The following is a 26,418-nucleotide window of genomic DNA, read 5'->3' as shown; positions in this document are numbered from 1 at the left end:
CATGAACCTCACACGAAACGCGATCACGTCAAGCCGACTGACGTTCGCCATCGCATTGATGATGCTCTTGGGCGGGATTTTGAGCTTTCTCAACTTCCCCTCTCAAGAGGAACCGTCCATCACTGTCCGAGACGCCATGGTCATGGCTGCGATGGATGGGTTGAGCACTGAACAAACCGAACGCCTTCTGGCTCAACCGCTTGAAAACAAGCTGCGCGAACTCCCTGAAATCAAGACCATTCAGACAACCGTACGACCCGGCAAGGTCTACACCCAGATCACGGCCTACGACACAGTGAAGAATCTTCCTGCGGTCTGGCAGCGCGCACGGAACAAGATCAACGAGGCCTCGGCAAACTTTCCAGCGGGCGCAGAGCACGCCCAGATCGACGATGACTTCGGGAGCGTTGCCGTGGCCACGATAGCGGTCACGGCTCCAGGGTTCACAACGTGGGAAATGCGCCGACCGGTCGAAGAGCTGAGCAATCAGCTGCGAGATCTCAACGGTGTTGATCGCGTCTCGCTGATTGGTCTGCCATCGGAACAGCTCTACGTCGAACTCGACAGCGAGCGTCTTTCCCGGTCAGGGCTTTCGCCAAGTCAGATTGGCGAACAACTGCGCAAACGCAATGCCGTGCTCGGCGGCGGGACCCCCGTCGTAGGTGGACAGAACATCTCGATCCAGATCACCGGCAACCTGCGTAACGCCGAAGATGTCAGTCAATTCCAGATAGCCCTCCCAGAAGGGGGGAGCCTCCCATTGGGCTCGCTGGCCAAAGTGCACTCAGAGCCTAAGACTCCGCCGGACAACGCCGCGATCTACCAGGGACAGGATGCTGTCGTCATCGCAGTCTCGATGACCTCGGGTCAGAGCATCGAGGCATTTGGCGCCGCGCTACGTGAGCGCCTGGCGACACTGGAGAAAGAACTGCCGGCAGGATTCAACCTGCACGAGGTGACCTTTCAGGCGGACGTGGTGCATCACGCCATGGACCGTATGCATCACGTATTGCTGGAAACCATCCTTTCAGTGATGGCGGTGGTGGTCCTGTTCCTGGGCTGGCGTACCGGCATGGTGGTCGGTGCCATTGTTCCGCTGACGATCTTTGCAACACTGATCGCGATGCGCTTTCTCGGGATACAGCTGCAAACCGTATCCATCGCGGCCATCATCCTCGCTCTTGGCCTACTGGTGGATAACGGCATCGTCATTGCCGAGGACATTGAGCGCCGCCTACACGCGGGAGAGGATCGCCGTCGCGCCTGCGAAGAGGCTGGACGTACGCTGGCGCTCCCGTTGCTGACCTCGTCGCTGGTCATCGTATTGGCGTTCTCACCCTTCTTCCTGGGCAAGACGAGTACCAACGAGTATCTCCAGTCACTGGCTGTGGTGCTGGCCCTCAATCTACTGGGATCTTGGGTTCTCAGTCTGACCGTCACTCCCCTGCTCTGTTATTTCTTCGCCAAGGAGCCTGCACAGACAGAGGCCCAAGGTGCAGAAACCGAAACACGGTTCTACCGCACCTACCGATCACTGATCAGCTCATTGCTTGACCATAAGGTAACGTTCATTGCCAGCATGCTAGTGCTGCTGGGGGTAGCCGTTGTCACGATCATGAACGTCCCCTATGACTTCCTTCCCAAGTCCGATCGCAAGCAGTTTCAGATCCCAATGAGCCTTGAGCCGGGAACCGATTCACGTAAAACACTGCAGCGCGTGCGGGACATCAGCAACTGGCTTGAACAGCATCCGCATATCACGCAGAGCATTGGGTATGTGGCCGATGGTGGGCCTCGAATCGTGCTGGGTCTGAACCCTCCGCAACCGGGGCCGGAAGTGGCTTACTTCACGGTGAGCGTGGACGCCGAGGCAGACATAGACCAGATCATTGCAGAGGTGGGCTCACACCTGAGCACCCACTACCCTGACATGCAGGCTCAACCTCAGCGATTCTCCCTGGGTTCGACTGAGACGGGAGTGGCAACTTATCGGATCTCTGGTCCGGACACTGGCGAATTGCGCAAGATCGCCGACCAGATTGCCGATACGCTGAGGTCGCTGCCTGGTACAGTCAATGTGAAGGACAACTGGGGCCCCAGCATTTCTCGCCTGGTGGTCAAGGTCAACCAGCAAAAAGCCGAGTTGAACGGCATCAACAGGGAGGACATTGCTAGAGCCCTGCAACTGCGAAACGGTGGGATGCAGGCATCGATTGTCTATGACGGATCGACGCCTATCCCGGTGGTGATCAAAGATGCCACCAAGGGCGCTACAAGCATGAGTCTAGAGGGCACATGGGTCTACCCAGAGACAGGAGCAAAGCCGGTGCAGCTCTCCAGCATCGCTCAGATTGATGTCGCATTCGAGCCGGCACTGATGATGCGCAGAGACAAGGTCCGTAGCATTACCGTGACGGGCAGCAACCCTGCGCTGACGGCAACCTCCATCGTGGAGCAACTGGCCCCCCAGATCGAGGCGTTGCAGTTACCGACAGGCTATCGGATTGAACTCGGGGGTGAAATCGAGGATGCCGCCGACACGAATGATGCCCTCCTGATGTACATGCCACATGCCTTCGTTGCGATGCTGCTGTTGTTTATCTGGCAGTTCAACTCGATGCGCAAACTCGCCATCATTCTACTGAGCGTCCCCTTCGCCCTGATTGGCGTGAGCCTGGCCCTGGTCCTAACGGGTTATCCTTTCAGTTTCATGGCCACGTTTGGTGTTCTTTCCCTGGCCGGCATCATCGTGAATAACGCCGTGCTACTGCTCGAACGCATCGAAGTCGAGCGGCAGAACGGTCATTCAATCAAGGTGGCGACCGTCAACGCAGCAGTTAAACGGCTGCGACCGATCGTCATGACGAAACTAACGTGCATCACCGGTCTTGTTCCTCTGTTGCTGTTCGGAGGCTCCCTGTGGGAAGGTATGGCCATCTCCATGATTGGCGGCCTGGCCTTGGGAACTCTGATCACCCTGGGCTTGATCCCCCTACTCTACGACCTACTGTTCTCGACTCTGCCTGAATGGTTTGGCAGACGTCGCAGAACTGCCTGACCCTTCAAGCCTTGCCGCAGTTGGCAAAAACTGCGGCAAATCCATGTTAGAGGCCCGTGTGACCAACAAATTGATCCTGATTGTCGAAGATGATGCCGACAGCGCCAGTATCCTTGAGGCCTATCTGAAACGCGATTTCTTCGATGTGGTGATTGCCGAAAATGGTCTCAAGGGCATTGAGCTGCATCACCGTCTCAAGCCTGATCTGATCCTGCTCGACATGATGCTGCCGTTGATGAATGGATCAGAGGTGCTCAATACGATTCGCAAGCGCGGCAACACCCCGGTCATCATGGTGACCGCCCTGGGGGACGAACCGGAAAAGCTCGGCGCGTTGAGATACGGGGCAGATGACTATGTGGTCAAACCCTACAACCCCAAGGAAGTGGTGGCTCGAGTGCAGGCCGTGCTACGTCGGGTACAGCCCCAGACGGTCAGTGAGACACGACTGCGATTCGAAAGGCTATGGCTGGACCTGGACAGTAGAACGGTCGGCCTGTCCCAGGATAACGATGCAGACCTGATGATAGATCTGACCCCAACTGAGTTCAATTTGCTCGCCGTGCTTTTAGGTGCACCACAGAAAGCGTTCAGCCGTGAGGAACTGCTGACCCGTTGTCTTCCTGAAAGCGACGCCCTGGCGAGAGTCGTCGATACTCACATACACAATGTCCGGCGCAAACTTGAGGTGTATGGGATCACAGGCGTCCTGGTAACGGTTCGTTCGATCGGCTACCGCTTTCAGTGAGGACTCTAAGATGAAAAGACCGGTGAGCCTATGGCAATGGGTAGGCTGGCGGATGGGTTTTATCGCCAGCGGCACCGTCGCATTAATGTCCTTTATCATGTGGCTGCGCTTCTACTGGTGGGATCTAGGAATCAAATCCAAGATCCCTGCCGATGCGCGGGTCCAGCTGGAAAAGCTCATCGATCATCCGGCCGGCCATGAGGCCGAGCTCTGGACCTACATTACCAAGTACTACTACGTCGACGATATCCTGCCAGGCATCTCCGGTGCTGATTGGTGGGCCGTATTATTCCTACTGATTACAGCACTACCGATAATCGTCATCGCCGGCTTTCTGCTGCTGCGCCCACTGTCCAAACGGTTTATCGAAATCGCGCAGGCGGCTCAGAAAGTCGCACGCGGCAATCTCAAAGTAAAACTGTCCATTGCCGAGAAAATGCCCCTGGAAGTTCAGCAACTGACCTCCGACTTTAACAGCATGACCCAACGCCTTCGGCTTTATGAACAGGAAGTGCAAGAGTCCAGCGCCGTACTGGCTCACGAGCTGCGCACCCCCCTTAATGCTGCCATGGGGCGGGTGCGTGGCATGCTCGATGAGGTGTTTCCCGCCAATGAGGAGCAATTGGGCTTGGTGTTGCACCAACTGGAGCACCTGAATTATCTGGTGGACGACCTCTTGCTACTGTCCCTGGCTCAGGCAGGCCAGCTTCCTCTGACGAAAACCACGTTCACCGTCGAGGCCCTTTTGAATGAGCGCATCAACTGGTTCAACCCCCAGCTATCTGCGAGCGGAAGGACGATCAAGGTGACCAGTCTTGCACTTGATCCCATCGCGGCGGATCGAAACCGCATTGGTCAGGTATTCAATATCCTGCTGGATAATTACCTGCGCTACGCATCCTCCGGTGGCGACCTCCAGATTGAAGGCCAGTCGACCCCGGATGGCATCTGTCTCATTTTCAGCGATCGTGGCCCCGGTCTGTCCGAAGAAGAAATGCAGCGCGTGTTTCAACGATTCTGGCGACAAGAGCGCTCCAGAGACCGTCGAGCGGGAGGCAGCGGATTGGGTTTGTCTATTGCTCTTGCTATATGTGCTGCCCACAGCGGCACGATCACTGCCAGCCAACGCGACGGTGGTGGAATGGTTTTTGAAGTCAAATTGCCTTTTGTGTGAAGCCGCAAGCGCCACAATGAAGGCCAGGGGCTCGGTATCTTGAACGGCCCAGCGCTGAACACCGCGAGGAAGGCCAGAAGCACCTCTCCTGCTGTTGCGACCCTGGTTGAGGGCCGCAACAGCATCCGCACTTGCTTGCCAAGCCTGTAGGACCGAGAGAACCATCGCCGCGTACCGCTGGAACAAAAAGCCAAGCCAGGCACACTGTGGAGGTGTGTCTCACAGGTCCGGGCTGTCCCAACGGCATGCAGAGGCACACGCGATCCGGAAAGCGGCAAAACAGTTTTTGCCTGGCTGCATACGCTGATGAAACTCAGAACGCCGCCTGCACCTTCAGCCCCCCCACCCAGGCATCATCAACGTGTGATACACCTCCCGGATGACGCACGTACTGCAGGTTCGGTCGCACCGTTAGCCAGCGGGTGACATGCACGCCGTAGTACAGCTCGGCGTTGTACTCCGTATCCTGGATCGGCAGGTAGTTCGGATCCTCGTAGTCTTCCACGGCGTTGGCACGGTTGATCGCCTCACTGTTGCGTCGGTAATCCGGGTTCACGTGGATCTGCGAGATGGCCAGACCGAGGTCATCCTGCGGTCTCGCGTCGAAGAGCCCCTTGTACACCGCGCCGACGGAGACGTAGCGATCGACCTTGTTGGTCTTGCGATCATGCAGCGTGGCCATGCTGAACAGGCTCAAACCACGTGGGTTGGCCCCGCCACTACCGGTGATCTGCTGCTGCACGCCAAACCACAGGCCGTGCTTGCTCGAAGCACTGCGGTAGGCTTCGCCACTGAGGACCGCGGGCTCACCGTTGTGGTCCTTGTAGACCTCCTTGGCTTTGGCGGTGCTGTAGTAGTAACCGAGCCGGTACTCACCCGGAAGTCCTGCCAGGGTTGGCTGCCAGACCAGCTCCACTGGCAGCACCGCGCCCTGGGTGCCACTGCCGCTAAGCTTGAAGCCATTGCCTGGCTCGGTGTTCGACGGGTTCTGTTCGAAGGCACCGACCTGGGCATAGAGTTCCGGTGTCAGGTGGTACTTGACCCGTAGCCCCCACTGCTGGACCGGCCAGTTGTACCAGATGGCCCCCCAGTTGCCGACCTGCGAGCCGCAGAAGGTCAGGTTCTGGAAGTCACAGACAAAACTGTTGAAGTCCTCGCCCTCACCAAAACGCCCCAGTTTGATGTCCAGGCGTCGGTCGAGGAACTTCTGCTGGTACCAGGCCTGGGTCATGCGCCAATGGGAACCACGCCCCCAGACCTCCTGGGAGGAGCTGAGCGTGCCAACGCGAGGATCGCCGATACGATCATTGGAGATGTTGTCGCCATTGCGGTCGGCAATACTGAGCTGTAACTCGGCATCCGACCAGCCCAGCAGCTTCTGCAGGTCGAAATGGGCGCCCAATGAATACTGGTCGCTGTAGCGCGCGGTTCGATCAGGGTTGTAGCCGCCGCCCAGATTGGCGCCTATCTCACCGACATATTCGAGGTCGAGATCGACACCGCGTCGGGCGAGATCACTGCGGCTCCCACCCCAGTCGCCGAGCATCCAGGGCGAGTCGGGATCGAAGGCTTCGGCAGCATTGGCACAGCTGGCACCCAACGTCAGGGCCAGTGCCAGAGGAAGTGCGCAAGGGTGCGCGGTGAAGTATCCGTACTTGAGCATGGTCATCAGATTCAAGGGAGTGTGACGTGAAAGAGACACGGGCCACCAGACAATCCCGGTGGCCCGCGACGGGGGATCGTGGATCAATGCGTGCTGACGCGCAGCGGTTCGCGCAGACCCAATTGCTGGCGCATCGCGCCGACGGTACGCGCGTCTACCGCCGTGGCCGCGTTGCCCCAGCTGTTGCGCAGGTAGGTGAGGATGTCGGCGATCTCGCCGTCGCTGAGTTTCCAGTCGAAAGCAGGCATGCCGGCCCCGGTGACATAGGTGTGGGTATGCACCGCATGGGAGCCTCCCAATACCACGCTGGTCAGCGTGTCGACGTTATCCGCCAGAACCGCCTTGTTGCCGGCGAAACCGGTGATCATGTGCGGCACGCCCTCCCCGGCCGGCGCATGACAGGCCGAACAGTGCACCTCGTACAGAGCCGCGCCGTTTTTCATCCGCGTGTCGTTCGCCGCCAGCGCCGCAGCGGGTGCCACGGGTTGGCCAGGTAACGACTTGAGGTAGGTGGCGATGGCGGTGAGATCGGCCTCGGTCAGATGCTGGGTCGAGTTTTCAATGGCCTCGGCCATTGGCCCGCTCGCGACCGCAACGCCATCCGAACCGGTCTTGAGGTAGTCGACGATCTGCTCAACGCTGGCATCACCCAGGCCCTGGTGCGCATCGTTGGTGATGTTCGGGGCAAACCAGGTGCCCACCGCTCCGCCATGCAGATGCGCCGAGGCTATCGCACCGCCCAGGGCGTTACGCGGGCTGTGACAGGCGGCGCAGTGACCGGCACCTTCGACCAGGTAACGACCACGATTCCAGGTGGCATCGTGGGCCGGATCCGGTACCAGCGGACGGTTGTCGAAGAACAGCCAGTTCCAGCCGGCCATCAGCAGGCGCTGATTGAACGGGAAGCGCAATCCGGCCAATTCGTCGACGGTATTGCGCTGCGGGGAGACAGTGCTGAAGTAGGCCCAGAGCGCGTGCAGGTCCTGGTCGTCCATCCGCGTGTAATCGGTGTATGGCATGGCCGGGTACAGCAGCCCATGGCGACCCTGACCGTGACGCACGGCGTTGAAGAAATCACGCTCGGTGTACTGGCCAATGCCGGTCTCGCGATCAGGCGTGATGTTGGACGAGACGATCTGCCCGAACGGCGTACCGATGCTGTAGCCACCGGCAAAATCGCCGGCATGGGCCGTGTGGCAGGCCGCGCAGTCGGCGCTGCGCATCACGTATTCTCCGCGCTGAACCAACGCCCCATCGCTGGAGCGCCAGTCGGCCAGGCGCACCTTGTTGTCCGCCACGCTCGAGCGTTGGGTGGAGTTGGCGTGGATCACCAGCCCGAGCACCACCAGGGCACCGGCCAGTACCACGCCGCCAGCCAGGCCGGCGATGTTTTTCTTGTTCATGCTCACCTCACACCAACGGGCCGGGATTGTGTTGATACTTCTCGTGGATTGCCCGCGCCGTGCGAATCGCCAGCGCGCCCACCGTGCCTGTCGGGTTGTAGCCGGCGTTGGTCGGGAAGGCCGAGGCGCCGACGACGAAGACGTTGTGCGCGTCCCAGCTCTGCAGGTAGGTGTTCACCGCACTCGTGCGCCGGTCCTCGCCCATGACCATGCCGCCCTGGGTGTGGTTGGAGTACTCGTCGTAGGGGTTCCAGGTCTTGGCCGCGGAGTTGAAGGTCAGGTGATGCTTGGCTCCCAGTTGCTGGCCGATCTCCACCGCGCGCTGCTCGATGAAGCGCGCCATGTTGCGGTCGTTTTGGTTGAAGTCGAAGGTCATGCTCAGCAGCGGCACGCCGTAGCGGTCCTTGTAGTTCGGGTCCAGCGACAGGTACGAACCGCGGTCGGGCATGGAGGTACCCTGACCGAAGATGATCGCGTAGTTCTGGTAGTTCTTCTGGTAGGTGCGCTTGAAGTCCTTGCCCCAACGCGGACTACCCGGTGGCAGCAAGCCGGCGCGACCGATGGGCATGCCCTCGCGCGAGACGGTGAGCAGGCCCGCGCCGCCAATGAAGTCCAAGGCGCTGTGGTCGAAGTTGTCACCGTTGTAGTCGTCGACCTGGATGCCCAGGCCGCCGGCGCCGATGAACGGGTTGAGGGTTTCACCCTCGAACCAGATGTGCGCACCGGAACAGGTCTGGTAGTTGTAGTTGCGGCCCAGGGTGCCCTTGCCGGTCGCCGGATCGTACTGCTCACCGATGCCGCTGAGCATCATCAGGCGGGCGTTGTCATAGGTGAACGAGGCCAGGCACACGATATCGGCCGGCTGGTAGACCTGCTGACCCTTCTCGTCGTAATAGCTGACGCCGGTGGCAGTCTTGCCATCCTCGGCCTTGTGCACCTGGTAGACATAGCCCTGGGTGATCAGGGTGAAGTTCTTGCGACGCATCAGCGCTGGAATGATGCAGGCCTGCGGCGAAGACTTGGAGTAGTTGCCGCAACCGTGGAACATGCAATAGCCACAATAGGTGCACGGCGCCATGCTCACCCCCAGGGGGTTCACATAAGCGGCCCCCACATGGGCCACTGGAATGTAGAACGGATTGAGGCCCATGCCCGCGGTGGTTTCGCGGTACATCTGCATCAGTCGCGAGTCTTTCAGCGCCGGTGTCGGGTACTCTCGGCTGCGTGGCCCTTCGAACGGGTTGCCCCCTGGACGACGTTCACCGTTGAGGTTGCCGGCCACGCCGGAAATGCCGGCGATGCGCTCGAAACGGTCGTAGAACGGTTCCAGTTCCTGATAAGTGATACCCCAGTCCTGCACATGATCGAGGCCCTTGAGCTTGCTCGCGCCATAACGTTCCAGGGTGGCGCTGCGTACCTTGAAGTCCCACTCGCTAAACCGCCAGGCCATGCCGGCCCAGTGGAAACCGGCGCCGCCGACCGACTTGCCCATCTGGAAGGCTTTCAGTTCGCGGGTCGGAATGGCCGTCTGCCCGGCGTGGTTGCGAAACGTCAGGGTGTAGTCGCTGGGCTGCAGCAGTAGCTCGCGGCGCAGGGTCCAGCGCAGCTCGTCGGGGTCGACGGCCGGCGGCGTATCGGTGGAGGTATCGAGCCAGGGACCACGGTCGATGGCGACCACTTCCAGTCCGGCGCGGGTCAGTTCTTCGGCCATCAGCGAGCCGGCCCAGCCCAGGCCGACGATGACGACGTCAGCCTTCTTGCGTTGAATTGCCACGTTAGTCTCCTCGGGCTCAGCTCACAGGGATCAGGCTGATAGGCTCCAGGCCCAGGTCCTGTCCACGGCGTTCGATGTATTGGCGGTAGTCGTAGCGGGCACCGGGGAAACCGACCAGCTTCCAGCCCACCATGTCGCGGTTGCCGCCATACAGCGGGTCACTGAAGTAGCCCTCGCGCACGCTCTGCAGCAATGCCTCGAACAGGCGTACACCGCTGCCCTCGCCGTCCCAGTCCAGACGTCCGGTTTCCATTTCGGTAAGCACGGCGTCGATGGTCACGCCGTCCAGATCGGCAAACGAGCGCTGGTGCTTCTGCTGGGCGTAGTGTTCGAGAAAGGCCAGGCCCGCCAGGTAGTACTCACGGCGAGTGCGCAAGTCGATGGCCAGTCCCATCAACTGGCGTTCATCAGCCTGCAGCGGTTGGTCCAGGTAGACGTCCTTGGACTGCCCATAAGGGCCCGCCATCTGGGCGTCGATGAAGTCCACACAACCGGCTTCGCTGGCCGAGGGTCCGGTTTCGTCATGGGGGATCAAGCGGTCGAAGACAGCCGTCAGGGTTGCCCGCGCCTGCCCCTTGAACACCTCGGAACGGCCTCCGGCAAACACCGGCGTGGGCAACATCTCGGGGTTCAGGCCGGTTTGCGGCGGCACGCTCTTGAGCTCACCCGCAGTGACCTTGCTCAGACCGATGGTGGCTGCCAAGGCCCCCAACGAACGCAAGGCGTCCCTTCGTCTCATGTTTTTCTCCTTCACGGCGACCGTCATGCGGCCCCCTGCTAATCACGGTGGTGCCGTGGGCGTCACAGAACGCGAAGCAGCGTTTTTTTTCGGGCGCGCAGCCGCTCGCGACGAAGGGCCGAAGGCACGTCGGGCAAGGAGAAGTAAGAGGCGAATAGGCGAAAAAACGCGGCCAAGGCGACCTGTCGGTCACGGCAGGGCCAGTCTAGGGTGCGACAACCCGCCACGCCATTGAAGTTTTGACGTGTTTACGTCAAAACCGCCTTCAGGCCTTTCATTCCGGGAGGGTTTCGTCGATCACCAGGCGCAGTTGAGCTTGAACCTGGGGCGGTGTATCAAGATCGCCATTGGCGTACAGCAGGTGCTGCACCGCCGCTTCAGCCTGGCCTGCCGGATCCTGGTCGATGACCAGGGACAACAGCCCATCGCGCAACAGGCGGTGATGCTGCTCAGTGGCCTCGTGACCAATCCAGACGGGACGTACCGACTGCTCCAGCAGTGCCTGGCACACACCCGTGGAACCACTGCCGGTGGTATAGAGGCCCAGCAATGAGCCCTCCTGCAGGGCAGCACGCAACACCGCGGCAGTGCGCACATTGTCGTCCTGGCACTCCACCGGCCCAATCACCTCCAGTTGCGGTGCCCGCTCACGCAGCACGTCGAGAAATCCACCAACTCGCTGCTGATGAGCGTGGTAGAGCAAGGAATTGGTGATCAGCAACACCCGCCCCGCCTCGCCACGCAGCCACTGGCTGAGCAGGCGCCCAGCACTGCGGCCGGCACGCTGGTTGTCGATACCGACGTAGGTGGCGCCCGGCAGGTCGGACAGGCTGCTGGTCAGCAGGATGACCGGCACGCCCAGCGCCAATTGCGCGGCCAACGCTTCACGGATGGTCGGGGTGTCCTGGCCGACCACGATCAGTCCCTGACGGGGTGTCCGGGGGTTACGGATCAGCTCCAGCAACTGCTCCGGGTGTGCCTCGGCCCAGAGCTGGCGTTGCAGCACCAGGCGCGAGCGCAACAGATCCGCTTGCCGGGAAAAGGCCTCGGTGAGCCGCTGGAAATGATCGGTGGGACTGTCGACCATCAACAGGTCGAAACGCAGCAGCCCATGCACCGGCGACGGCAGCACGCGCCGCAGGCCCAGCTCGCGCGCCGCCTCAAGCACCTTGCGCCGCTTGCGATCGGAGACGCTGCCGCGTTCGTTGAGTACGCGATCGACAGTACTCAGGCTGACACCCGCCAATTGGGCAACATCAGCCATACCTTGGCGACGGTCAATCTTGTCCACCTGCAAACACCCAGCTACCAAAAGGGCGGAGTCTGCCATGCCGGCGCAGGCTTCGCCTACTCCGCCCTGCGGGGCGGTCAATCGTGACGAGCCCCTCGTGCGTTCACCGCCAGCGGCATCAACCGACGCGGAAACAGCCCCCTGCCCAACAGCCAGCCGTCCAGGGAAAACTTCCCAGCCCCGGTAGCCAGCACTCCTGCGAACACGACCAGCAACAGCATCACGTATTCCCAACCGCCGCCACCAGGCGAGGCCCAGGCATAACCGCGGCTCCACTCCCCGCCGAAGCCGATCGTCGCCACCAGGAAATAGATCAGGCTCACGAACGCGCCCAACCTGGCAAACAGACCGAGCCCCACGCTGACGGCACTGGCGAACTCAATCAACCCGCCCAAGACAACGAACGCCGCGGCGGCTTCACCCAGACCGAAGCCCTGGAACCCAACCTCCAGCTTATGGAACCAGCCCAACCCGGCAAAAATCTTCTCCGAGCTGTGGCACAGCTCGTTCAGGCCAAAATACAGGCGCACCACCGTCGCCTGCCAGAGCAGTGTGCCGAGCCAGGCCGCCGACTTTCCACGATCACGACGCAGGTCGCCCATCACGCAGTCGATAAACTGAAGCAACAGTGGCACTGCGGCGAGGCTGGCGACCCAGACCATGACCTGGGCGTCGTTCATCGCAGCTACGCGCCAGGCAATCAGGAACGGCAGCAGCGAGATCAGGAAACCCGGGACGAACGCCCTGGGCGTGATCAGCACGGCACTGAGCAAGGCGACGCACGACCAGAGCGTGCTGGACCAGGCCGCGAAATCAGGGAGCGAGTGATTGCCCCAGCCACAGTAGACGGACGCCAGCAAGGTCGCCGCCAGCCCGGCCACGCTGAGTGCATGGGGCACAGTGGAGGGTTTGAGAATGCCGTAGTCGTTGGCATAGGCACCTTCGACAACAGCGGGAGAAAGCACAAGAGGACTGTTCATGGCGGACCTCGATCAAGGATGGGGAGCAGGCAGGGTTTTCTCGAAGGCGCGCACCAATTCAGTGGCAAATCGCTGCTCCTGGGCATCGCTGGCACCACCGGCGATACCGATAGCACCCACTGCCCGCGCCTTCTGACGAATCACCACCCCTGCGACCGCAGGCAGAATGCCGGGGATGCTGCCCAACTGCAGGTTTTCCTTGCGGGCCAGGTCATAGAACACGACCGTATCGACGTCGTTGATCGCCGCCGAATTGGCTTTCTTTATCGCCGCCTCGACACAGCCGGGAGCGGCGCCGTCCATACGTTTGAAGGCCAGCAGGTAGCCATTGGCATCAGTCACCGCGATACACGGATGGACACCTTCGCTGATGGCCTTGGCCACCGCGTTATCAAGCAGCATGCCCGCCCCGCCCAGCGACAGGTTGACGGTGGCACGTAACGCCGAACCGTTTTCAGCGGCCACCGCCCAAGGCATGACCAGCATCGCGAGTGTGACGGGAGCCAGCAGGCGCACAGAGGCCCGAAACCTGGAACATGAGTTCATGAAAGATTCCTTTCCAGAAAGTGTGTCGTAGGTCTCAGCCTTCTGCCTTGCGCAGGCATCAGCAAAGCAGAAGGCCAGCGTCATCAGCGGAACGAGGCGGCCACGTCCTCGGCCAGCTTCTGTTCGGTCAGGTCCGTTGCCCCGCTGATGCCAACGCTGCCGATCACATGGCCGTCATGCTTGACCACGACACCTCCCACCGCCGGAAGGATGCCGGGGATGGTGCCGATCGCCAGGTTCTCCTTGCGGGCCAGGTCATAGAAGGTGATGGTATTGATCGCGAACCGTGCAGCGGACTGGGCCTTGGCGATCGAAGCCTCGACACATCCGGCATAGGCGCCCTGCATCCGGGTAAACGCCAGCAAATGGCCGTCCGCATCGGTCACGGCGATGCAGATCTTCATGTCTCGACTGCTGGCGATTTCAGTCGCGCGCCCCGCCAGTTGCAGGGCAGCCGTGGTCGACAGGTTCTCCTGGCTGACGACTGAAGCGGTGGTGCCGGCAGCGGCCTGGGCAGACGAGGACGCGGCAGCGATCAAGGCAAAGGACAAGGCGGCCATGCTCATGGTTGTTTTCATCGGTACATCTCCTGGGTTGACGACCTGCGCGCTGTTGCACAGGCCGGGTTGAATCGTTCGCTGGCGGTTTGCGCGCAGCCGAGCGCGATCCGCGAATCGCCGTAGCGTTCGCAGGCGCAGGGGTTTGGTTCAGAAAGGGATCCGGTGCAGGTGAGCACCTGAAGCCGGCGGCTACCGGACGGCAGTCGTCAACGGTTTGCCCACGACTGCCGGGACTTTCTCGCGGGTGCCCAGGCCCTTGGGCAGTTGCACCTTGTAGATCTTGAACGGCATCTCGATAGCATCCTTGCCGCCGGGGCCACGGTTCGAGGCCATGCGGGCACTCTGTGGCACGGGGATGTAGAGCTCGCGCTGGTCGGAAATGATCATGGCATCCGGGTTCCACAGGCGGGGATCCTCGGTGACCACCCGCAACGTGCCGTCCGGCGAGTAGACCGTCACCCTGGGTTTATCGTACTCACCCAGGTAGACGTTGCCGTCACTGTCCATGGCGGTTCCCGTCAGCGGGCTGGTGTCGTACACGAACTCCACCTGCCGGGCCAATGCCTCCTCACTGACTCGAGGATCACGCAGCGCCTGGGTCGGCACCCGCCACAGCGGCCCGCTCAGGGGCTGGTAATAGAGCCACTGGCCATCCGGGCTGATTTCGATAGGATCGGAATGCACCTGATGGTCGCTGCCATCGGCCAGCAACAGCACCTGGCCGTTCTCACCAATCGGTCGCCGTTCGGGACTCATCTGGGTCGAAGGGTGTCCCGCAAGGCGCCGGACCGACTCCCCCGTGCGCAGGTTGACCACGATGATCGCGCCCAGGCCGGAGTCGGTCACATAGGCATGCTCACTGTCCAGGCGCAGGTCGTTGAGGTTGGCGCCTGCCGGCAGCACGCTGGCCGGCAGGCTGATACTGCGCAGCAGCTTGCCCGTACGGGTGTCGAACTGAAGGATTTTCTGTCCCGGGTTGATCCCCTTGGGGCCCGCGTCCTCGCCCTGGTCGATCGCCCAAAGCGTATCGTCATCGAAGATGTGGATGGTGTTGATCTTGACCAATGCCGCGGCACTGGGCTTGCCCGGGGCCCAGTCATTCCACTGCCCACCGGGAAAAGGTTTCAGACTACCGTCGGGTAATACCTCGGCAATGGACGGTGTTTTCTCGAAACCCGGCCAACGCGGCAAGCCCACGAACAGCCGACCGTCAGATGTGAGCGCCACGGCATTACACAGCCAGTCCAGACGAGCGACCTCGGTCAAGGGCTGCCCGCTGGCCGGAACGTTGCCGGCCTGCGCCAGGGAGGCACAAGCGAGTCCGGCCGCGCAGACGGCAATGCTGAGGGCGCGAATCAAATGTCCCGATGCGTTCATTACTGTTGTCCTTTTCAGTTTTATGGCCAAAGCCGATATCAACGTGCAGTTGCGGGGTTCAGCGGTGATTCAGGTGGGCGGCCCTCGTGTGGCCTCGCGGCATCGTCCGGGCGTTGCAGCGGGCCGACGATGAGCAGGTAGCTCACAAAAGCCCCGGCGGCATTCAGCGCGACGTAGATCAGGGCACCGTTGAAGGAGTGCATCGACTGCACCATGTAGCCGATCACCACCGGTGTGACGACGCCAGCGAGGCTGCCGAAGGTGTTGAAGATCGCGCCATTCATCCCGAAGCTGTCCTTGGGCGAGACATCGGCAATGATGGCCCAGCCCAGTGCGCCCACGCCCTTGCCGAAGAAGGCCAGGGCCATGAACAGCACCACCATCAATTCGGTCTCGACGTAGTTGCACAGGATCATGCTCATCGACAGGGTCATGCCAATAAAGATCGGCAGCTTGCGGGCCCGGGTCAGGGATACCCCCTTGCGCAGCATCCAGTCGGAAATCATGCCGCCACTGATGCCGCCAACGAAGCCGAAGATCGCGGGGACGACCGCCAGCAAGCCGGCGTCCAGCAACGAAAGCCCACGTTGCTGCACCAGGTAGACCGGGAACCACGTCAGGAAGAAGAACGTCAGGGTGCTGATGCAGAACTGCGCCAGGTAGATCCCCAGGAACATACGCTGCCTCAACAGGCCACGGGCACGCCTCCAGGTCTGTTGCCAGCCCTGCGCGGGCGGGCGATTGCTCGCATGCTCGCGCAAGCCGGCGCCCCCCTGGCGCAGTGTCTCGAGCTCGACCGCTCCCAGCCCGGCATGTTCGACCGGGGCCTTGATGCGCAGGATGAAGACCACGCCCATGGCGACGCCTGCCACTCCCATCACATAAAACACCCACGGCCATCCCCATCGGGTGGACACCCACGCCAACAGCGGGGTGAACACCACGGCAGCAAAGTACTGGGAGGAATTGAAGATGGCGGTCGCGGTGCCACGCTCGGCAGTCGGAAACCACATCGACACGATCTTGCTGTTGGCCGGAAAGCACGGCGCCTCGGCAGCCCCCACCAGAAAACGCAGGGCAAAGACCGCCACGAACGCGAAACCTACCGGCATCATCGCCACCGTGCCGATCAGGCCGGTGAACACCGACCAGGCCACGATCGCCAGCCCCAGAACCCGGATGCTGCCGAAACGGTCGATGGCCAGGCCGCCAGGCAGTTGCAGGAGCATGTAGGCCCAGGCAAACGCCGAGAACAACCAACCCATCTGGGCATGCCCCAGCCCCATTTCATCGGAGAGACTGGCACCGGCGATGGACAGCGTGGCCCGGTCACCCTGGTTGATGATCATCATCACGAACAGCAGGACAATCACTTCATAGCGCCGGTGTTCGGCCAGGAAGCGGCGTAGAGAAACTATTCTTTTCATTGTTTTCTCAAGGGCAGATTGCAGAGGTGGGCAACCGGCGGCTGCCCCACAGGCATCACTCAGCAGCGCGTTTCGCGAATGATCGCGTCCGCCCGCGTCCTGACCTCAGGTCGCAAGGCCGTGCCCAATCCGGGCAGGCTTGGTGCCAAGGCAAAGCCGCCGTCGATCTGCGGAAGATGGGTCACCAGTTCCCCGTACCAAGTCGACAGGGAGGCCCGGACAACTTCCTGCAACACGGCCGTGGGTGCATGCAGCCCCAACTGCAGCCCGGCGAACAGCGCCACCGGACCGGTACAGTCATGAGGTGCCAAGGGCTTGTTGTAGGCCTGCGCGAGCGCGGCAATCTTGCGCGCTTCGGTAAAGCCGCCACACCACACCAAATCCAGCATCAGGTAATCGAGGCTGCCCGCCGCCAAAAGATCCCGGTAGGCCGTACTGCCGCCCAGCGTTTCGCTCGCGCAGATCGGGACACGGGTACGATGACGCAGGTCCGCCAGCGCCTGGGCATCGTCCATCTTGCACAGCGGATCTTCCACCCAGTAGACGTCGTAGGCTTCCAGCGCCTGGCAGATGCGCAACGCCGCCGTGCTGTCCCACAGGCTGTGCAACTCGCACATGATCTCAATGCGATCGCCCACGGCCTGACGGATCTGGCGGAACGCCTCACAGCCCTTGCGCACATCATCCAGGCTGATGCTGTTGGCGCCGTGCTGGCGGGCAAACTGATCGAATGGCCAGATCTTCATGGCCGTGTACCCCTCCTCCACCAGGCTGACCGCCAAGGCGCCCGCGTCACGACTGAACGCCAGCTGGTCGTCATAGGGGCCCTGGGCACGATCCGCCGTCGTGATTTGCCGACGAGCCCCCTGCTGGGTATTGAATTCATAACCCGCGCAGGTGTTGTAGACCCGGATCCGCTCCCGGCAAGCACCGCCCAACGCCTCATGAATGGGAATACCATGGCGCTGCCCCTTGAGATCCCACAACGCAATGTCCACGGCACTGGCGGCCCGTATTTCGGCACTGGCGCTGTGATAACCGACATAGGGCGTGGTGAGTTCCAAGGAAATCGCCTCGATGCCGCGTGAGTCCCGGCCTAGCAGCCCAGGGGCGATCAATTCATGCACGGCCGCTTCAACGGTGGCGGCCCCTCGAAAGGTTTCCCCCAAGCCGATCAAGCCCTCATCGGTTTCAAGCTCCAACCAAATCAGCTTCGGTCGTTCGGGCAGGCGCAGGGTTCTAACACAGGTGATCTTTGACATTGTTCTTATCCTGAATCCGTTCGCGCAAATGGTATCGTTACCATTTCTAATAAAAACCTAGCGCATCGATCGAATCAGAACAAGATAAATCAAGAAAAATATTGACAGCCCGCAAAAATGATAACGCTACCTAGACGGGCGATCATCGCGGAAAAGACCGACCTAGACGGCCGGCCCGGTGCTGGCACGCTGTATGAGGCTGAAGCCGATATCCACGACCGTCGACGCTTGATGTTCACCTTGCAGGCGCTCCAGCAGCAGCCTGGCGGCCGTATCGCCCAGGGCGGCACCATCGATCCTGACCGTCGACAGCGCAGGGAAGGTATGGGCGGCGAAGGCCATGTCACCAAACCCCATGACCGCCAATTGCCCAGGCACGGCAATGCCGCGAGCGGCCGCTTCGGTCAGCACACCGTGGGCGATCGTATCGGAGGTACACACCACCACGCAGGGCTCCCGTGAATCGAGCCCCTGCTCCTGGAGGAGTTGGCTCAACCCTTGGCGTCCCTGCTCCAGGGTCGGCAACCCCTGCCAGGTTTTCCGATGCACGTTGTCGATGCCCTGCTCCGCCAGGGTCTGGATGAAACTGTTGGCACGTCGCATGCCCCGCGGGTCATCAACGGCGAACAGGGCAAACTGCCGATACCCCTGGCCGGCGAGTAAACGCGCGACATCGCGCCCCGCCTGCTCGTGGGAAAATCCAACCAGCATGTCGATCGGCTCAGCGGACAGGTCCCAGGTTTCCACCACCGGTACGCCCGCGGTACGAAGGCGATTACGGCTGGTGTTCGTATGCATCGTCCCGGTCAGGATGATGCCATCCGGACGACGGCTGAGGATGACCTCCAGCAACTCCTGCTCCTGCTCGCTCTGGTAGCCCGACACCCCCAGCAGGACCTGGTAGCCGGCCTTGGCCAGGCGGTCATTGATGGCCTGGAAGGTGTCGGAAAAAATCGGGTTGGTCACCATCGGCAATACCACCGCCACCAACCGAGTACGGTTGGATCGCAGGGCACCGGCCAGTCGGTTGTGCACATAGCCGGTCTGTTCGATCGCCCGGCGCACCTTGAGGCGAGTGGGCTCACGCACGGCCTCGGGCTGGTTGAGATAGCGTGAAACCGTCATGGGGGCAACGCCGGCCAGTCGCGCCACGTCACTCAAGGTGACTGTCGCTCGAACCTGTTCCTTTCCGTCTGAAGCCATACCCGCCCTACCCCGTGAATGCGCCAATGCTGAAGTCGGGCAAGAGTAGCCTGCAAAAATTTTGAAGGAAACCCGTCAAAATTCTCGTGGCGTGATGTTCGACCGCCCCCCTAGACTCGCCCCGCCAGGCCCCCTGCAACTTTCGGCCAGGTTTCGCACAGGCCGTCACACCCCGATGCCGCGTATTCGGCGGGGAGCTGGTCCTGAGCAAATAACAATAACGCAAGCGTCGCTCCGACGCGGTGTACAGCACCGTGTCCGAAAGACATACGTCCTAAGGATGATGGACATGAACAGACGTGAAGCCTTGATATCGCTTGTTCAACTCAGCGCCGCCGGTGTCATCGGCAGCGCCAGCGCCGGCGTGATTCGGACCGATACTCACTTTCCCATCGGCACCCAGGCCGAAGCCTTGCCCAGGCCACCTTCGCAGGGCGACCTGGAGTACCTTACCCCCGCCGAAGCCAGGGAGGTGGCCGCCCTCTTCGACAGATTGATTCCCGAGGATGAGCTGGGCATGGGCGCCAGCCAGGCAGGCTGCGTGGTGTTTCTCGACCGACAGTTGGCCGGCCCCTATGGCCAGGCATCCAGTACCTACCGCCTAGGCCCTTGCAGCAAGGGTACGCCCGAACAGGGGCCGCAGTTCAGGCAGACACCTGCGCAGCGCTACCGTGAAGGTCTTGCGCACCTAGGTGAACACTGCCAAAAACACTACGCCTGTGCCTTCAGCGACCTGATGCCCACCCAGCAGGATGACCTGCTGCGCGCCATGGAAGCCGGGAGTGGCGACCTTCCATCGACCCTCGACAGCGACTTCTTCGCATTGCTGCTGCAGAACGTGCGCGAAGGCTACCTGGCAGACCCGATGTATGGCGGCAACCGCGATATGGTGGGCTGGAAGCTGGTCGGTTTCCCCGGTGCCCGCTACGACTATCGCCCCTACATCCACAGGAAGGGCATGGCGTTGAACCTTGAGCCCGTGAGCCTGCTCGACAAGGTCGGCTGAACGCTCCCATACGCTGATTGAACAACCTAACTCACGCGAGGCGGCCATGGCATCTGCCGGCTCCCGGCTGCGCGCGCACCAAGGAAGACTCATGAAAACAGCAAGACCCAAAGCGGACGTGGTCATCATCGGCCTGGGCTGGTCAGGCTCGGTGATCGCCGAAGAGCTGGCCCGGGCCGGGCTCAGGGTGGTTGCCATCGAGCGTGGCGCCTGGCGCGACACCGCCACCGATTTTCCACCTGCGGTAGACACCGATGAATTGCGCTGGGCCACCCGCAAGGAAATCCTGCAACCGCCCCGGCTCGAAACCTACACCGTGCGCAACAACGCTAGCCAGCAAGCCCTGCCGGTGCGCGAGTGGAGCAACCTGACCCTCGGCAACAATGTCGGCGGAGCGGGCACCCACTGGGCCGCGGCCTCCTGGCGGTTCAATCCCTTCGACTTCCAGCCCTACAGCAAGACCCTCGAGCGCTACGGCAAGGGGCAACTGGCGCCGGGGCTACAGGTTCAGGACTGGGGCGTGACCTACGAGGAGCTGGAACCGTTCTACGACCGTTTCGAGCGGATCGCCGGCACCAGCGGCAAGGCCGGCGTCATCCAGGGCCAGGTGATGCCGGGAGGCAACCCGTTCGAAGGCTCGCGCAGCCGAGAATTCCCGACGCCGCCGTTGGTGCCCAGCCATTGGAATGACATCTTTACCCAGAAAACCACGGAAATGGGCTATCACCCCTTCCCAGTGCCCGCTGGCACGATCTCCCAGGCCTACGTCAACCCACTCGGCGTGCGCATGGGCCCTTGCACCTACTGCGGCTACTGCCAGCTGTTCGGTTGCGGCAACTGGTCCAAGAGCAGCCCTAATGCCTGCGTCGTGCCAGCCTTGATGCGTCACTCAACGTTCGAGCTGCTGACCGAAACCGAGGTCCTGCACATCAACAAGTCAGCGGACGGCCAGACCGCCACCGGGGTCAGCTTCATCGACAAGAATGGCGTGGTCGGCGAACAACCCGCCGATATTGTCATCGTCGCCGCCTACCAACTCGACAATGTGCGCCTGATGCTGCTCTCGAAGATTGGTGAACCCTATGACCCTCGCACCCGCCGGGGCGTCATCGGGCGCAACTACAGTTTCCAGACCCTCTCCTATGCCTACCTCTGGTTCGAGAACGAACATCTCAATCCGTTCATGAATACCGGCTGCCTGGCCATCCAGATCGATGATTTCAACGCCGACAACTTCGACCACAGCGGCCTGGGGTTCATCGGCGGCGCGGGTATTCAATCGTTGTCCAACAGCGGCCTGCCCATCGGCATGGCGGGAGTCTTGCCCAAAGGCGCCCCGACCTGGGGCAACGGCTGGAAAAAGGCCTTCCAGCACAGCTACCAGAACTGGGCGATGATCCAGGGCCAAGGCACCAGCTACGCCCATGAGGACATGTATTTCGACCTCGACCCCACCTACAAGGACAACTACGGTCGCCCGCTGATGCGCATGACCTTTGACTACAACCTCAACGACCAGCGTTCGGGGGAATTCATCCGGCACAAATGCGAGCAGATCGCCAAGGCCTTGGGCGGCCAGCATATCGAGTCCTACAACTTCGCCGCCGACCACTACACGCCCTTTCGTGCCAATGACTCCTCTCATACCAATGGCGGCGTGGTCATGGGCACGGACCCCAGGACCAGCGCGTTGAATCGCTACCAGCAGTGCTGGGCCGCGCACAACGTCTTCGTGCTGGGTGCCTCGTCATTCCCGAACAACGGTGGCTACAACCCGACTGTGACGATCGGCGCCCTGGCGCTGTGGACGGCCAAGGCCATCCTCGAGCAATACCTCAAGAACCCCGGCCCTCTGGTTCAAGCGTGAAAGGAACAGTCATGACAAAAGCAACGAAACGGGCAGCACTCGCCTGCGCCGTGGCAGCGGCCCTGGGCCTCGCCCTGTACTTCAACGGCAGCACCGCAGCCGACGAGGTTGCCGATAACCAGGTGACTGCCGCCGCCACGTTGGCAGCAGACCCTGCCGCCGTGGCGCGAGGGGCCTACGTGTCGATACAGGGCGACTGTGCAGCCTGCCATACCGTACCGGGCGGCCGGGCCTTTGCAGGCGGCTACGGGCTGCAGACGCCCTTTGGCGTGATCTACTCCACCAACATCACGCCGGATATCAAGACCGGGATTGGCAACTGGACCGAGCGGGACTTCTTTCGCGCCGTTCGCCACGGCCGGCACAAGAACGGGCAGTTGCTCTACCCGGCCATGCCCTACAACGCTTACGTCAAGATCAGTGACGCCGACATGCACGACTTGTGGGCCTACATGCGCACACTCCAGCCCGTCGAACAGTCGCCATCGCACAATACCCTGGGCTTTCCCTACAACATCCGCCATGCCCTGTGGGGCTGGAACCTGCTGTTCTTCGACAACGCGCCGTTCGTGACACAACCTGCACAGTCCGCAGCCTGGAACCGGGGGCGTTATCTGGTGGATGGCCCCGGTCATTGCGCAGCCTGCCATACCCCGAAAAACTTCCTCGGGGGCGATACCGGCCGCTACCTCCAGGGCGCTGAGCTGCTGGGTTCCTACGCACCGGAGATCACCGCCGACCCTTACCGTGGATTGGGCAGTTGGAGCCGCGAGCAGCTCCAGACCTATCTCCGAACCGGTGCCAACCACCAGGCCATCGCCTCTGGCGCCATGGGTGAAGCGATCGAGTTTTCGACGCAACACCTCAATGACCAGGACCTGGCTGCGATTGCCGAATACCTGAAATCTGTGCCCGGCTCGAACAGCATCAAACCGCAGGCAATGGCAACTACAGAACCGGTCATGCGCCGTGGAGCACAGGTCTACGAGCAAAACTGCATGGCCTGCCACAACGTGGCGGGCGAAGGCATTGCCGGCATGGTCACCGGTTTCGCCGATAACCCGGGGATACGCACGCCAAGCGGTTCGAACCTGGTCGCGGCCATCCTCAAAGGCAGCAAGGCCGTAACTACCTCAGGCAATGTGACAGGCGCCGGGATGCCTTCATTTGATTGGAAGCTCGGCGATGCCGACATCGCGGCAGTCCTGACCTACGTGCGAAACAGTTGGGGCAACGCGGCGTCGCAGATCACCCCCGAGCAGGTGGCCACCGCCAGACGAACATTGGACGCCAAGCCACAGATGCTCAGGCATTTCTGAGCGTCCTCTCCCCTTATCCGTGACAGCTCCTAAACAATGCGGTAACACTGCTGTACGCCGAAGCATCGATCAGGATAGGTGCATGTCAGCAGCAGTGATACTGATCCAGCTACACACTCGCCACCTTGAATGGAAGCTCAGCAGAACAGGTTTGCAAGTATCTGCACCCTCACCTCGGCCCTGCCTTGTCTCGGCAACAAAAACCTGTCTTTGAGGCTCGATCAGGCAACGACTCGCTGAGCGTTCAAGTTGGCTAGTCAACTTGAACATATGCCTTGCATATGCCATGGGAAAACACTAAATTATGTATAGGTTGAACCTAGGCAGGAGTCGTCAGACATGCGTACCGTCTCTATTTTCAAAAATGGAAAGAACCAGGCCGTTCGCCTACCCGCCGACATGGCTTACGATGGCGTGGGTGAGCTTGAAATTTCTCGCGAGGGTGACGTCATCACGCTGCGCCCTGCGCGACCATCCTGGTCGTCTTTCTCTGAAGTCGCAAAAGCTGATGCTGACTTTCTGCAAGAGCGCCCAGCGGTCATCGGGGATGAAGGCAGGTTCAATCTGTGACCACCTACATGCTCGATACCTGTATCTGCTCGTTCATCATGCGTGAACAGCCGGCGTCGGTGATACAGCGTCTAACGACCGAAGTTGAGCGAGGCAATCGGATTGTCATTTCCGCCATCACCTATGCAGAGATGCGTTATGGGCAGATCGGCAAAAAAGCATCGGCTAAGCATAAGCCGTTGGTCGACGAGTTTGTGAAACGCCTTGATGCGATCTTAGCGTGGGATCAGAACGCAGTGGATGCGACGATAGGGGTGAAATGCAAGCTCACCGAGTCAGGTTCGCCCATTGGGCCCAATGACACAGCCATCGCTGGGCATGCCATCGCTTCTGGCTGCACGCTGGTGACGAACAACGTGCGCGAATTCAGTCGCGTTGCTGGACTTGATTACGAAGATTGGGTAGCGACCTCCTAAGGCGCAAGTGGTGATCAACGGCCAGTAGGGCGGGAGTCCCCCCTTGTACGGGATGAAGAAACTCGGCCTTGACGGTGTCGAAATGACGGACCGCCTGCCAAAGGTAGGCGACCACCAAACCGGCCCAGACCAGCGACGCGATCGATATCAGCCCTTCACCGACGACAGCCGTCACCCCCCAGCCGTTCGCAGCAACGCGCCAGGCCTGGCCCAGTCCGGCCAGTCCCGGTACCAATGCGAAATACGCCGATGGAACGTTCATCCGGTTTCCCGAACCGTTCAAGTGTTCCTGCAATACGCTCATGCGAATGCCTGCCACGGTGCCAAAGGTCCCAAGTGAACTTCCGAAATCGGTTAGGTCGCCAGAGGCAGCCAACCACGTCCGGCATCCGATTTTGTTAGGGAGAAGAACCACAGCGCAAACGAGATAAGTTTTCCCGACAGGATAGAAAATCTTTTTCATGCATGTTCTCCCTTGGAACATGCCTACTTTTATTTCTATGGGCCTGGAAAAATCCAGCCGGGCCCTCCCACGCCAACCTATTTAGCAAGATTTTCTTTTTCTACAGACACATATCGACCGTGTGCCAGGAAGTGGTGTAACTGAACCAACCGGAGGCGCCCTGCGGGCGAAGGATGAGTCTGGAATCCGACGGACTGCAAAAACGAAAAAACCCGCCAGAAGGCAGGTTTTTCAAGGCTTCCAGAGATCTTGCAAGCTCTCTGTGGAATCTAAGATGGTGCCCGAAGCCGGGGTCGAACCGGCACGTCCTTACGAACGGGGGATTTTAAGTCCCATGCGTCTACCAATTTCGCCATTCGGGCGGCAACGCGGTGAAGCGGTCGGCATGGCTGCTCAGGATGAACCGGATGGCCTCATGGCCTTCCGATGCCAGTGCGACAAGGGCACGAATATATACATCCCCTCCCCTTGAAGCAAGTTCACCGGCGCCAATTTTCCGTATTCGACACATTTCGCAAGCTTATGATTTTCAAAGGATTGCCTTCTGCTCCGGGCACAGCGGTGAATCATGGAAACCCATGTCGAGCGCTCTCCACGCCTTTGCAGTGTAGCCACTCCCCCTTTTCAGGACGGCAGCACCGGTCCCTTCTCATCCAGCTCGCGAAATTTTCCCTGGAGAAACTGGTACAGCGCCTGCACCGAAGCGGAGATCTGTCGGCGATGAGGGCACACCAACTGCAACCGGGTTGGCTCGCCGTGGTACTCGGGCAACAGCAGTTCCAGCCGCCCGGCCGCGATGTCCGCCCGCACCTCCAGCCAGGCCTTGTAGATGATGCCCTCGCCGGCCAGCGCCCAGTGCCGCACCACGTCGGCATCGTCGCTGAACAGGGTGCCTGTCACCGAGACCTCACGGCGCTGGCCATCCTTGTAGAACGCCCACTTGTCGTAGTAACGGCCCTGCAGCACATAGCAAAGGCAGTTGTGCCGGGCCAGGTCCTCCAGGGTATGTGGGCGCCCGTGAGCCTCCAGATAGGACGGAGCCGCCACCAGTACCCGACGGTTCTCCGCCAGCGGCAGGGCCACGAAGCTGGCGTCAGCGGACTGCCCATAACGCACGGCGACATCGACCGGATCACGGAACACATCGGACAGTTGGTCGGACACCGACAGGCGCAGGGTCAGTCGCGGATGCAGGCGGCGAAACTCGATCAGCCAGGGGGACAGCAGGTTGCGCCCCAGGTCGGACGAGACCGCCATCTGCAGGGTGCCCTGCAGTTCCAGGCGCTCGACGTGAAGTTGTTCGTGTCCTTCACGCAACGTTTCCAGCACGCCTCGCGCATACGGCAGGTAGCGTTCACCTTCGGCGGTCAGGCGCAGGCTACGGGTCGAGCGGGCAAACAGGCGGATGTCCAGCTCACGCTCCAGGCGCTGGATCGCCGCGCTGACTTGACCGGGCAGCAGGTCCACCTCGCGGGCGGCATTGGAAAAGCTGCCCAGGGCGGCGGAACGGACGAACAGAGCCAGATCGTCGAATCGGATCATTTTCACACCAGAAGTGAAAGAGCTAACCGA

22 protein-coding genes and 1 tRNA gene are annotated in these 26,418 nt (G+C 61.1%); 8 read left to right on the top strand and 15 right to left on the bottom strand.

All coding sequences use genetic code 11. The annotated features are described in order from the left end of the window. Position 1 precedes the first annotated feature (1 nt). Genes HU752_RS13550 through HU752_RS13540 form a run of 3 tightly spaced genes read left to right on the top strand, consistent with a single transcriptional unit; the run spans position 2 to position 4,980 of the window. Entirely contained in the window at positions 2–3,058 is a 3,057-nt protein-coding gene (locus tag HU752_RS13550; protein ID WP_186680154.1) for an efflux RND transporter permease subunit, read from the top strand. Positions 3,059–3,116: 58 nt separating this feature from the next. After that, on the top strand, positions 3,117–3,806 hold the full coding sequence (locus HU752_RS13545) for a response regulator (RefSeq protein WP_186680153.1): 690 nt from the start codon (positions 3,117–3,119) through the stop codon (positions 3,804–3,806). 10 nt (positions 3,807–3,816) lie between these two features. After that, positions 3,817–4,980 (top strand): ATP-binding protein, encoded by a 1,164-nt coding sequence (locus HU752_RS13540; protein ID WP_186680152.1) that lies wholly within the window; start codon positions 3,817–3,819, stop codon positions 4,978–4,980. 313 nt (positions 4,981–5,293) lie between these two features. Here HU752_RS13540 and HU752_RS13535 read toward each other — a convergent pair whose 3' ends face one another. From HU752_RS13535 to HU752_RS13480, 12 genes are all read right to left on the bottom strand, one after another. Next, positions 5,294–6,643, bottom strand: coding sequence for a carbohydrate porin (locus tag HU752_RS13535; RefSeq protein ID WP_225920138.1), 1,350 nt, complete (start codon positions 6,641–6,643; stop codon positions 5,294–5,296). Between the two features lie 83 nt (positions 6,644–6,726). Beyond that, positions 6,727–8,046, bottom strand: coding sequence for a cytochrome c (locus HU752_RS13530; RefSeq protein ID WP_186680150.1), 1,320 nt, complete (start codon positions 8,044–8,046; stop codon positions 6,727–6,729). A gap of 7 nt (positions 8,047–8,053) precedes the next feature. Next, a complete protein-coding gene (locus HU752_RS13525) occupies positions 8,054–9,820 on the bottom strand; it encodes a GMC family oxidoreductase (protein ID WP_217838504.1) in 1,767 nt (588 codons plus the stop codon). A gap of 16 nt (positions 9,821–9,836) precedes the next feature. Beyond that, a complete protein-coding gene (locus tag HU752_RS13520) occupies positions 9,837–10,559 on the bottom strand; it encodes a gluconate 2-dehydrogenase subunit 3 family protein (RefSeq protein WP_186680147.1) in 723 nt (240 codons plus the stop codon). 274 nt (positions 10,560–10,833) lie between these two features. Further along, on the bottom strand, positions 10,834–11,823 hold the full coding sequence (locus HU752_RS13515) for a LacI family DNA-binding transcriptional regulator (protein ID WP_186680144.1): 990 nt from the start codon (positions 11,821–11,823) through the stop codon (positions 10,834–10,836). A gap of 104 nt (positions 11,824–11,927) precedes the next feature. Beyond that, complete coding sequence (locus tag HU752_RS13510; RefSeq protein ID WP_186680141.1) at positions 11,928–12,830, bottom strand: DoxX family protein; 903 nt, start codon at positions 12,828–12,830, stop codon at positions 11,928–11,930. A 12-nt stretch (positions 12,831–12,842) separates the two neighbouring features. After that, positions 12,843–13,460 carry a GlcG/HbpS family heme-binding protein gene (locus HU752_RS13505; protein WP_225920137.1) on the bottom strand — a complete coding sequence of 206 codons (618 nt, stop codon included), beginning with the start codon at positions 13,458–13,460 and terminating at the stop codon, positions 12,843–12,845. Beyond that, the gene (locus tag HU752_RS13500; RefSeq protein WP_225920136.1) at positions 13,460–13,954 is read right to left on the bottom strand and encodes a GlcG/HbpS family heme-binding protein; all 495 of its coding nucleotides are present in this window, start codon (positions 13,952–13,954) and stop codon (positions 13,460–13,462) included. The genes HU752_RS13505 and HU752_RS13500 overlap by 1 nt, the downstream gene beginning before the upstream one ends. A gap of 171 nt (positions 13,955–14,125) precedes the next feature. After that, complete coding sequence (locus tag HU752_RS13495) at positions 14,126–15,313, bottom strand: L-dopachrome tautomerase-related protein (RefSeq protein WP_186680138.1); 1,188 nt, start codon at positions 15,311–15,313, stop codon at positions 14,126–14,128. A 38-nt stretch (positions 15,314–15,351) separates the two neighbouring features. Further along, positions 15,352–16,740, bottom strand: a complete 1,389-nt coding sequence (locus tag HU752_RS13490; RefSeq protein ID WP_186680135.1) for an MFS transporter — start codon at positions 16,738–16,740, stop codon at positions 15,352–15,354. Positions 16,741–16,799: 59 nt separating this feature from the next. Beyond that, positions 16,800–18,002 carry a mandelate racemase/muconate lactonizing enzyme family protein gene (locus HU752_RS13485; RefSeq protein ID WP_186680132.1) on the bottom strand — a complete coding sequence of 401 codons (1,203 nt, stop codon included), beginning with the start codon at positions 18,000–18,002 and terminating at the stop codon, positions 16,800–16,802. Positions 18,003–18,164: 162 nt separating this feature from the next. Next, positions 18,165–19,205: a LacI family DNA-binding transcriptional regulator gene (locus HU752_RS13480; protein ID WP_186680128.1), complete on the bottom strand. Its 1,041-nt coding sequence runs from the start codon at positions 19,203–19,205 to the stop codon at positions 18,165–18,167. A 289-nt stretch (positions 19,206–19,494) separates the two neighbouring features. On the opposite strand from HU752_RS13480, the gene HU752_RS13475 reads away from it, so the two are divergent. From HU752_RS13475 to HU752_RS13455, 5 genes are all read left to right on the top strand, one after another. Continuing rightward, on the top strand, positions 19,495–20,211 hold the full coding sequence (locus HU752_RS13475; RefSeq protein WP_186680125.1) for a gluconate 2-dehydrogenase subunit 3 family protein: 717 nt from the start codon (positions 19,495–19,497) through the stop codon (positions 20,209–20,211). 91 nt (positions 20,212–20,302) lie between these two features. Then, positions 20,303–22,078 carry a GMC family oxidoreductase gene (locus tag HU752_RS13470; protein ID WP_186680122.1) on the top strand — a complete coding sequence of 592 codons (1,776 nt, stop codon included), beginning with the start codon at positions 20,303–20,305 and terminating at the stop codon, positions 22,076–22,078. An 11-nt stretch (positions 22,079–22,089) separates the two neighbouring features. Then, positions 22,090–23,397, top strand: coding sequence for a c-type cytochrome (locus tag HU752_RS13465; protein WP_186680118.1), 1,308 nt, complete (start codon positions 22,090–22,092; stop codon positions 23,395–23,397). Between the two features lie 339 nt (positions 23,398–23,736). Continuing rightward, positions 23,737–23,967, top strand: a complete 231-nt coding sequence (vapB, locus tag HU752_RS13460) for a type II toxin-antitoxin system VapB family antitoxin (RefSeq protein ID WP_186680114.1) — start codon at positions 23,737–23,739, stop codon at positions 23,965–23,967. Continuing rightward, positions 23,964–24,383, top strand: coding sequence for a type II toxin-antitoxin system VapC family toxin (locus HU752_RS13455; protein ID WP_186680103.1), 420 nt, complete (start codon positions 23,964–23,966; stop codon positions 24,381–24,383). The genes vapB and HU752_RS13455 overlap by 4 nt, the downstream gene beginning before the upstream one ends. Here HU752_RS13455 and HU752_RS13450 read toward each other — a convergent pair. The 3 genes from HU752_RS13450 to HU752_RS13440 form a co-directional block, all read right to left on the bottom strand. Further along, positions 24,334–24,846, bottom strand: a complete 513-nt coding sequence (locus HU752_RS13450) for an SLAC1 family transporter (protein WP_202894681.1) — start codon at positions 24,844–24,846, stop codon at positions 24,334–24,336. The genes HU752_RS13455 and HU752_RS13450 overlap by 50 nt on opposite strands. 275 nt (positions 24,847–25,121) lie before the next feature. Then, positions 25,122–25,208, bottom strand: a tRNA-Leu gene (locus HU752_RS13445). Between the two features lie 262 nt (positions 25,209–25,470). Continuing rightward, positions 25,471–26,388, bottom strand: a complete 918-nt coding sequence (locus tag HU752_RS13440; protein WP_186680100.1) for a LysR family transcriptional regulator — start codon at positions 26,386–26,388, stop codon at positions 25,471–25,473. Between the last annotated feature and the right edge of the window lie 30 nt (positions 26,389–26,418).

This window comes from Pseudomonas vanderleydeniana (assembly GCF_014268755.2).
GTDB classification, from domain to species: Bacteria; Pseudomonadota; Gammaproteobacteria; order Pseudomonadales; family Pseudomonadaceae; genus Aquipseudomonas; species Aquipseudomonas vanderleydeniana.
The sequence above is the reverse complement of the archived record's forward strand: the minus strand, read 5'-3'. Positions and strand labels throughout refer to the sequence as shown.

Coding starts and splice junctions, on each gene's coding strand:
- HU752_RS13550 (WP_186680154.1), top strand. CDS start 2: ATGAACCTCACACGAAACGCGATCACGTCAAGCCGACTGACGTTCGCC.
- HU752_RS13540 (WP_186680152.1), top strand. CDS start 3,817: ATGAAAAGACCGGTGAGCCTATGGCAATGGGTAGGCTGGCGGATGGGT.
- HU752_RS13535 (WP_225920138.1), bottom strand. CDS start 6,643: ATGCTCAAGTACGGATACTTCACCGCGCACCCTTGCGCACTTCCTCTG.
- HU752_RS13530 (WP_186680150.1), bottom strand. CDS start 8,046: ATGAACAAGAAAAACATCGCCGGCCTGGCTGGCGGCGTGGTACTGGCC.
- HU752_RS13520 (WP_186680147.1), bottom strand. CDS start 10,559: ATGAGACGAAGGGACGCCTTGCGTTCGTTGGGGGCCTTGGCAGCCACC.
- HU752_RS13515 (WP_186680144.1), bottom strand. CDS start 11,823: ATGGCTGATGTTGCCCAATTGGCGGGTGTCAGCCTGAGTACTGTCGAT.
- HU752_RS13510 (WP_186680141.1), bottom strand. CDS start 12,830: ATGAACAGTCCTCTTGTGCTTTCTCCCGCTGTTGTCGAAGGTGCCTAT.
- HU752_RS13505 (WP_225920137.1), bottom strand. CDS start 13,460: ATGACGCTGGCCTTCTGCTTTGCTGATGCCTGCGCAAGGCAGAAGGCT.
- HU752_RS13500 (WP_225920136.1), bottom strand. CDS start 13,954: ATGAAAACAACCATGAGCATGGCCGCCTTGTCCTTTGCCTTGATCGCT.
- HU752_RS13495 (WP_186680138.1), bottom strand. CDS start 15,313: ATGAACGCATCGGGACATTTGATTCGCGCCCTCAGCATTGCCGTCTGC.
- HU752_RS13490 (WP_186680135.1), bottom strand. CDS start 16,740: ATGAAAAGAATAGTTTCTCTACGCCGCTTCCTGGCCGAACACCGGCGC.
- HU752_RS13485 (WP_186680132.1), bottom strand. CDS start 18,002: ATGTCAAAGATCACCTGTGTTAGAACCCTGCGCCTGCCCGAACGACCG.
- HU752_RS13480 (WP_186680128.1), bottom strand. CDS start 19,205: ATGGCTTCAGACGGAAAGGAACAGGTTCGAGCGACAGTCACCTTGAGT.
- HU752_RS13475 (WP_186680125.1), top strand. CDS start 19,495: ATGAACAGACGTGAAGCCTTGATATCGCTTGTTCAACTCAGCGCCGCC.
- HU752_RS13470 (WP_186680122.1), top strand. CDS start 20,303: ATGAAAACAGCAAGACCCAAAGCGGACGTGGTCATCATCGGCCTGGGC.
- HU752_RS13465 (WP_186680118.1), top strand. CDS start 22,090: ATGACAAAAGCAACGAAACGGGCAGCACTCGCCTGCGCCGTGGCAGCG.
- vapB (WP_186680114.1), top strand. CDS start 23,737: ATGCGTACCGTCTCTATTTTCAAAAATGGAAAGAACCAGGCCGTTCGC.
- HU752_RS13450 (WP_202894681.1), bottom strand. CDS start 24,846: ATGAAAAAGATTTTCTATCCTGTCGGGAAAACTTATCTCGTTTGCGCT.
- HU752_RS13440 (WP_186680100.1), bottom strand. CDS start 26,388: ATGATCCGATTCGACGATCTGGCTCTGTTCGTCCGTTCCGCCGCCCTG.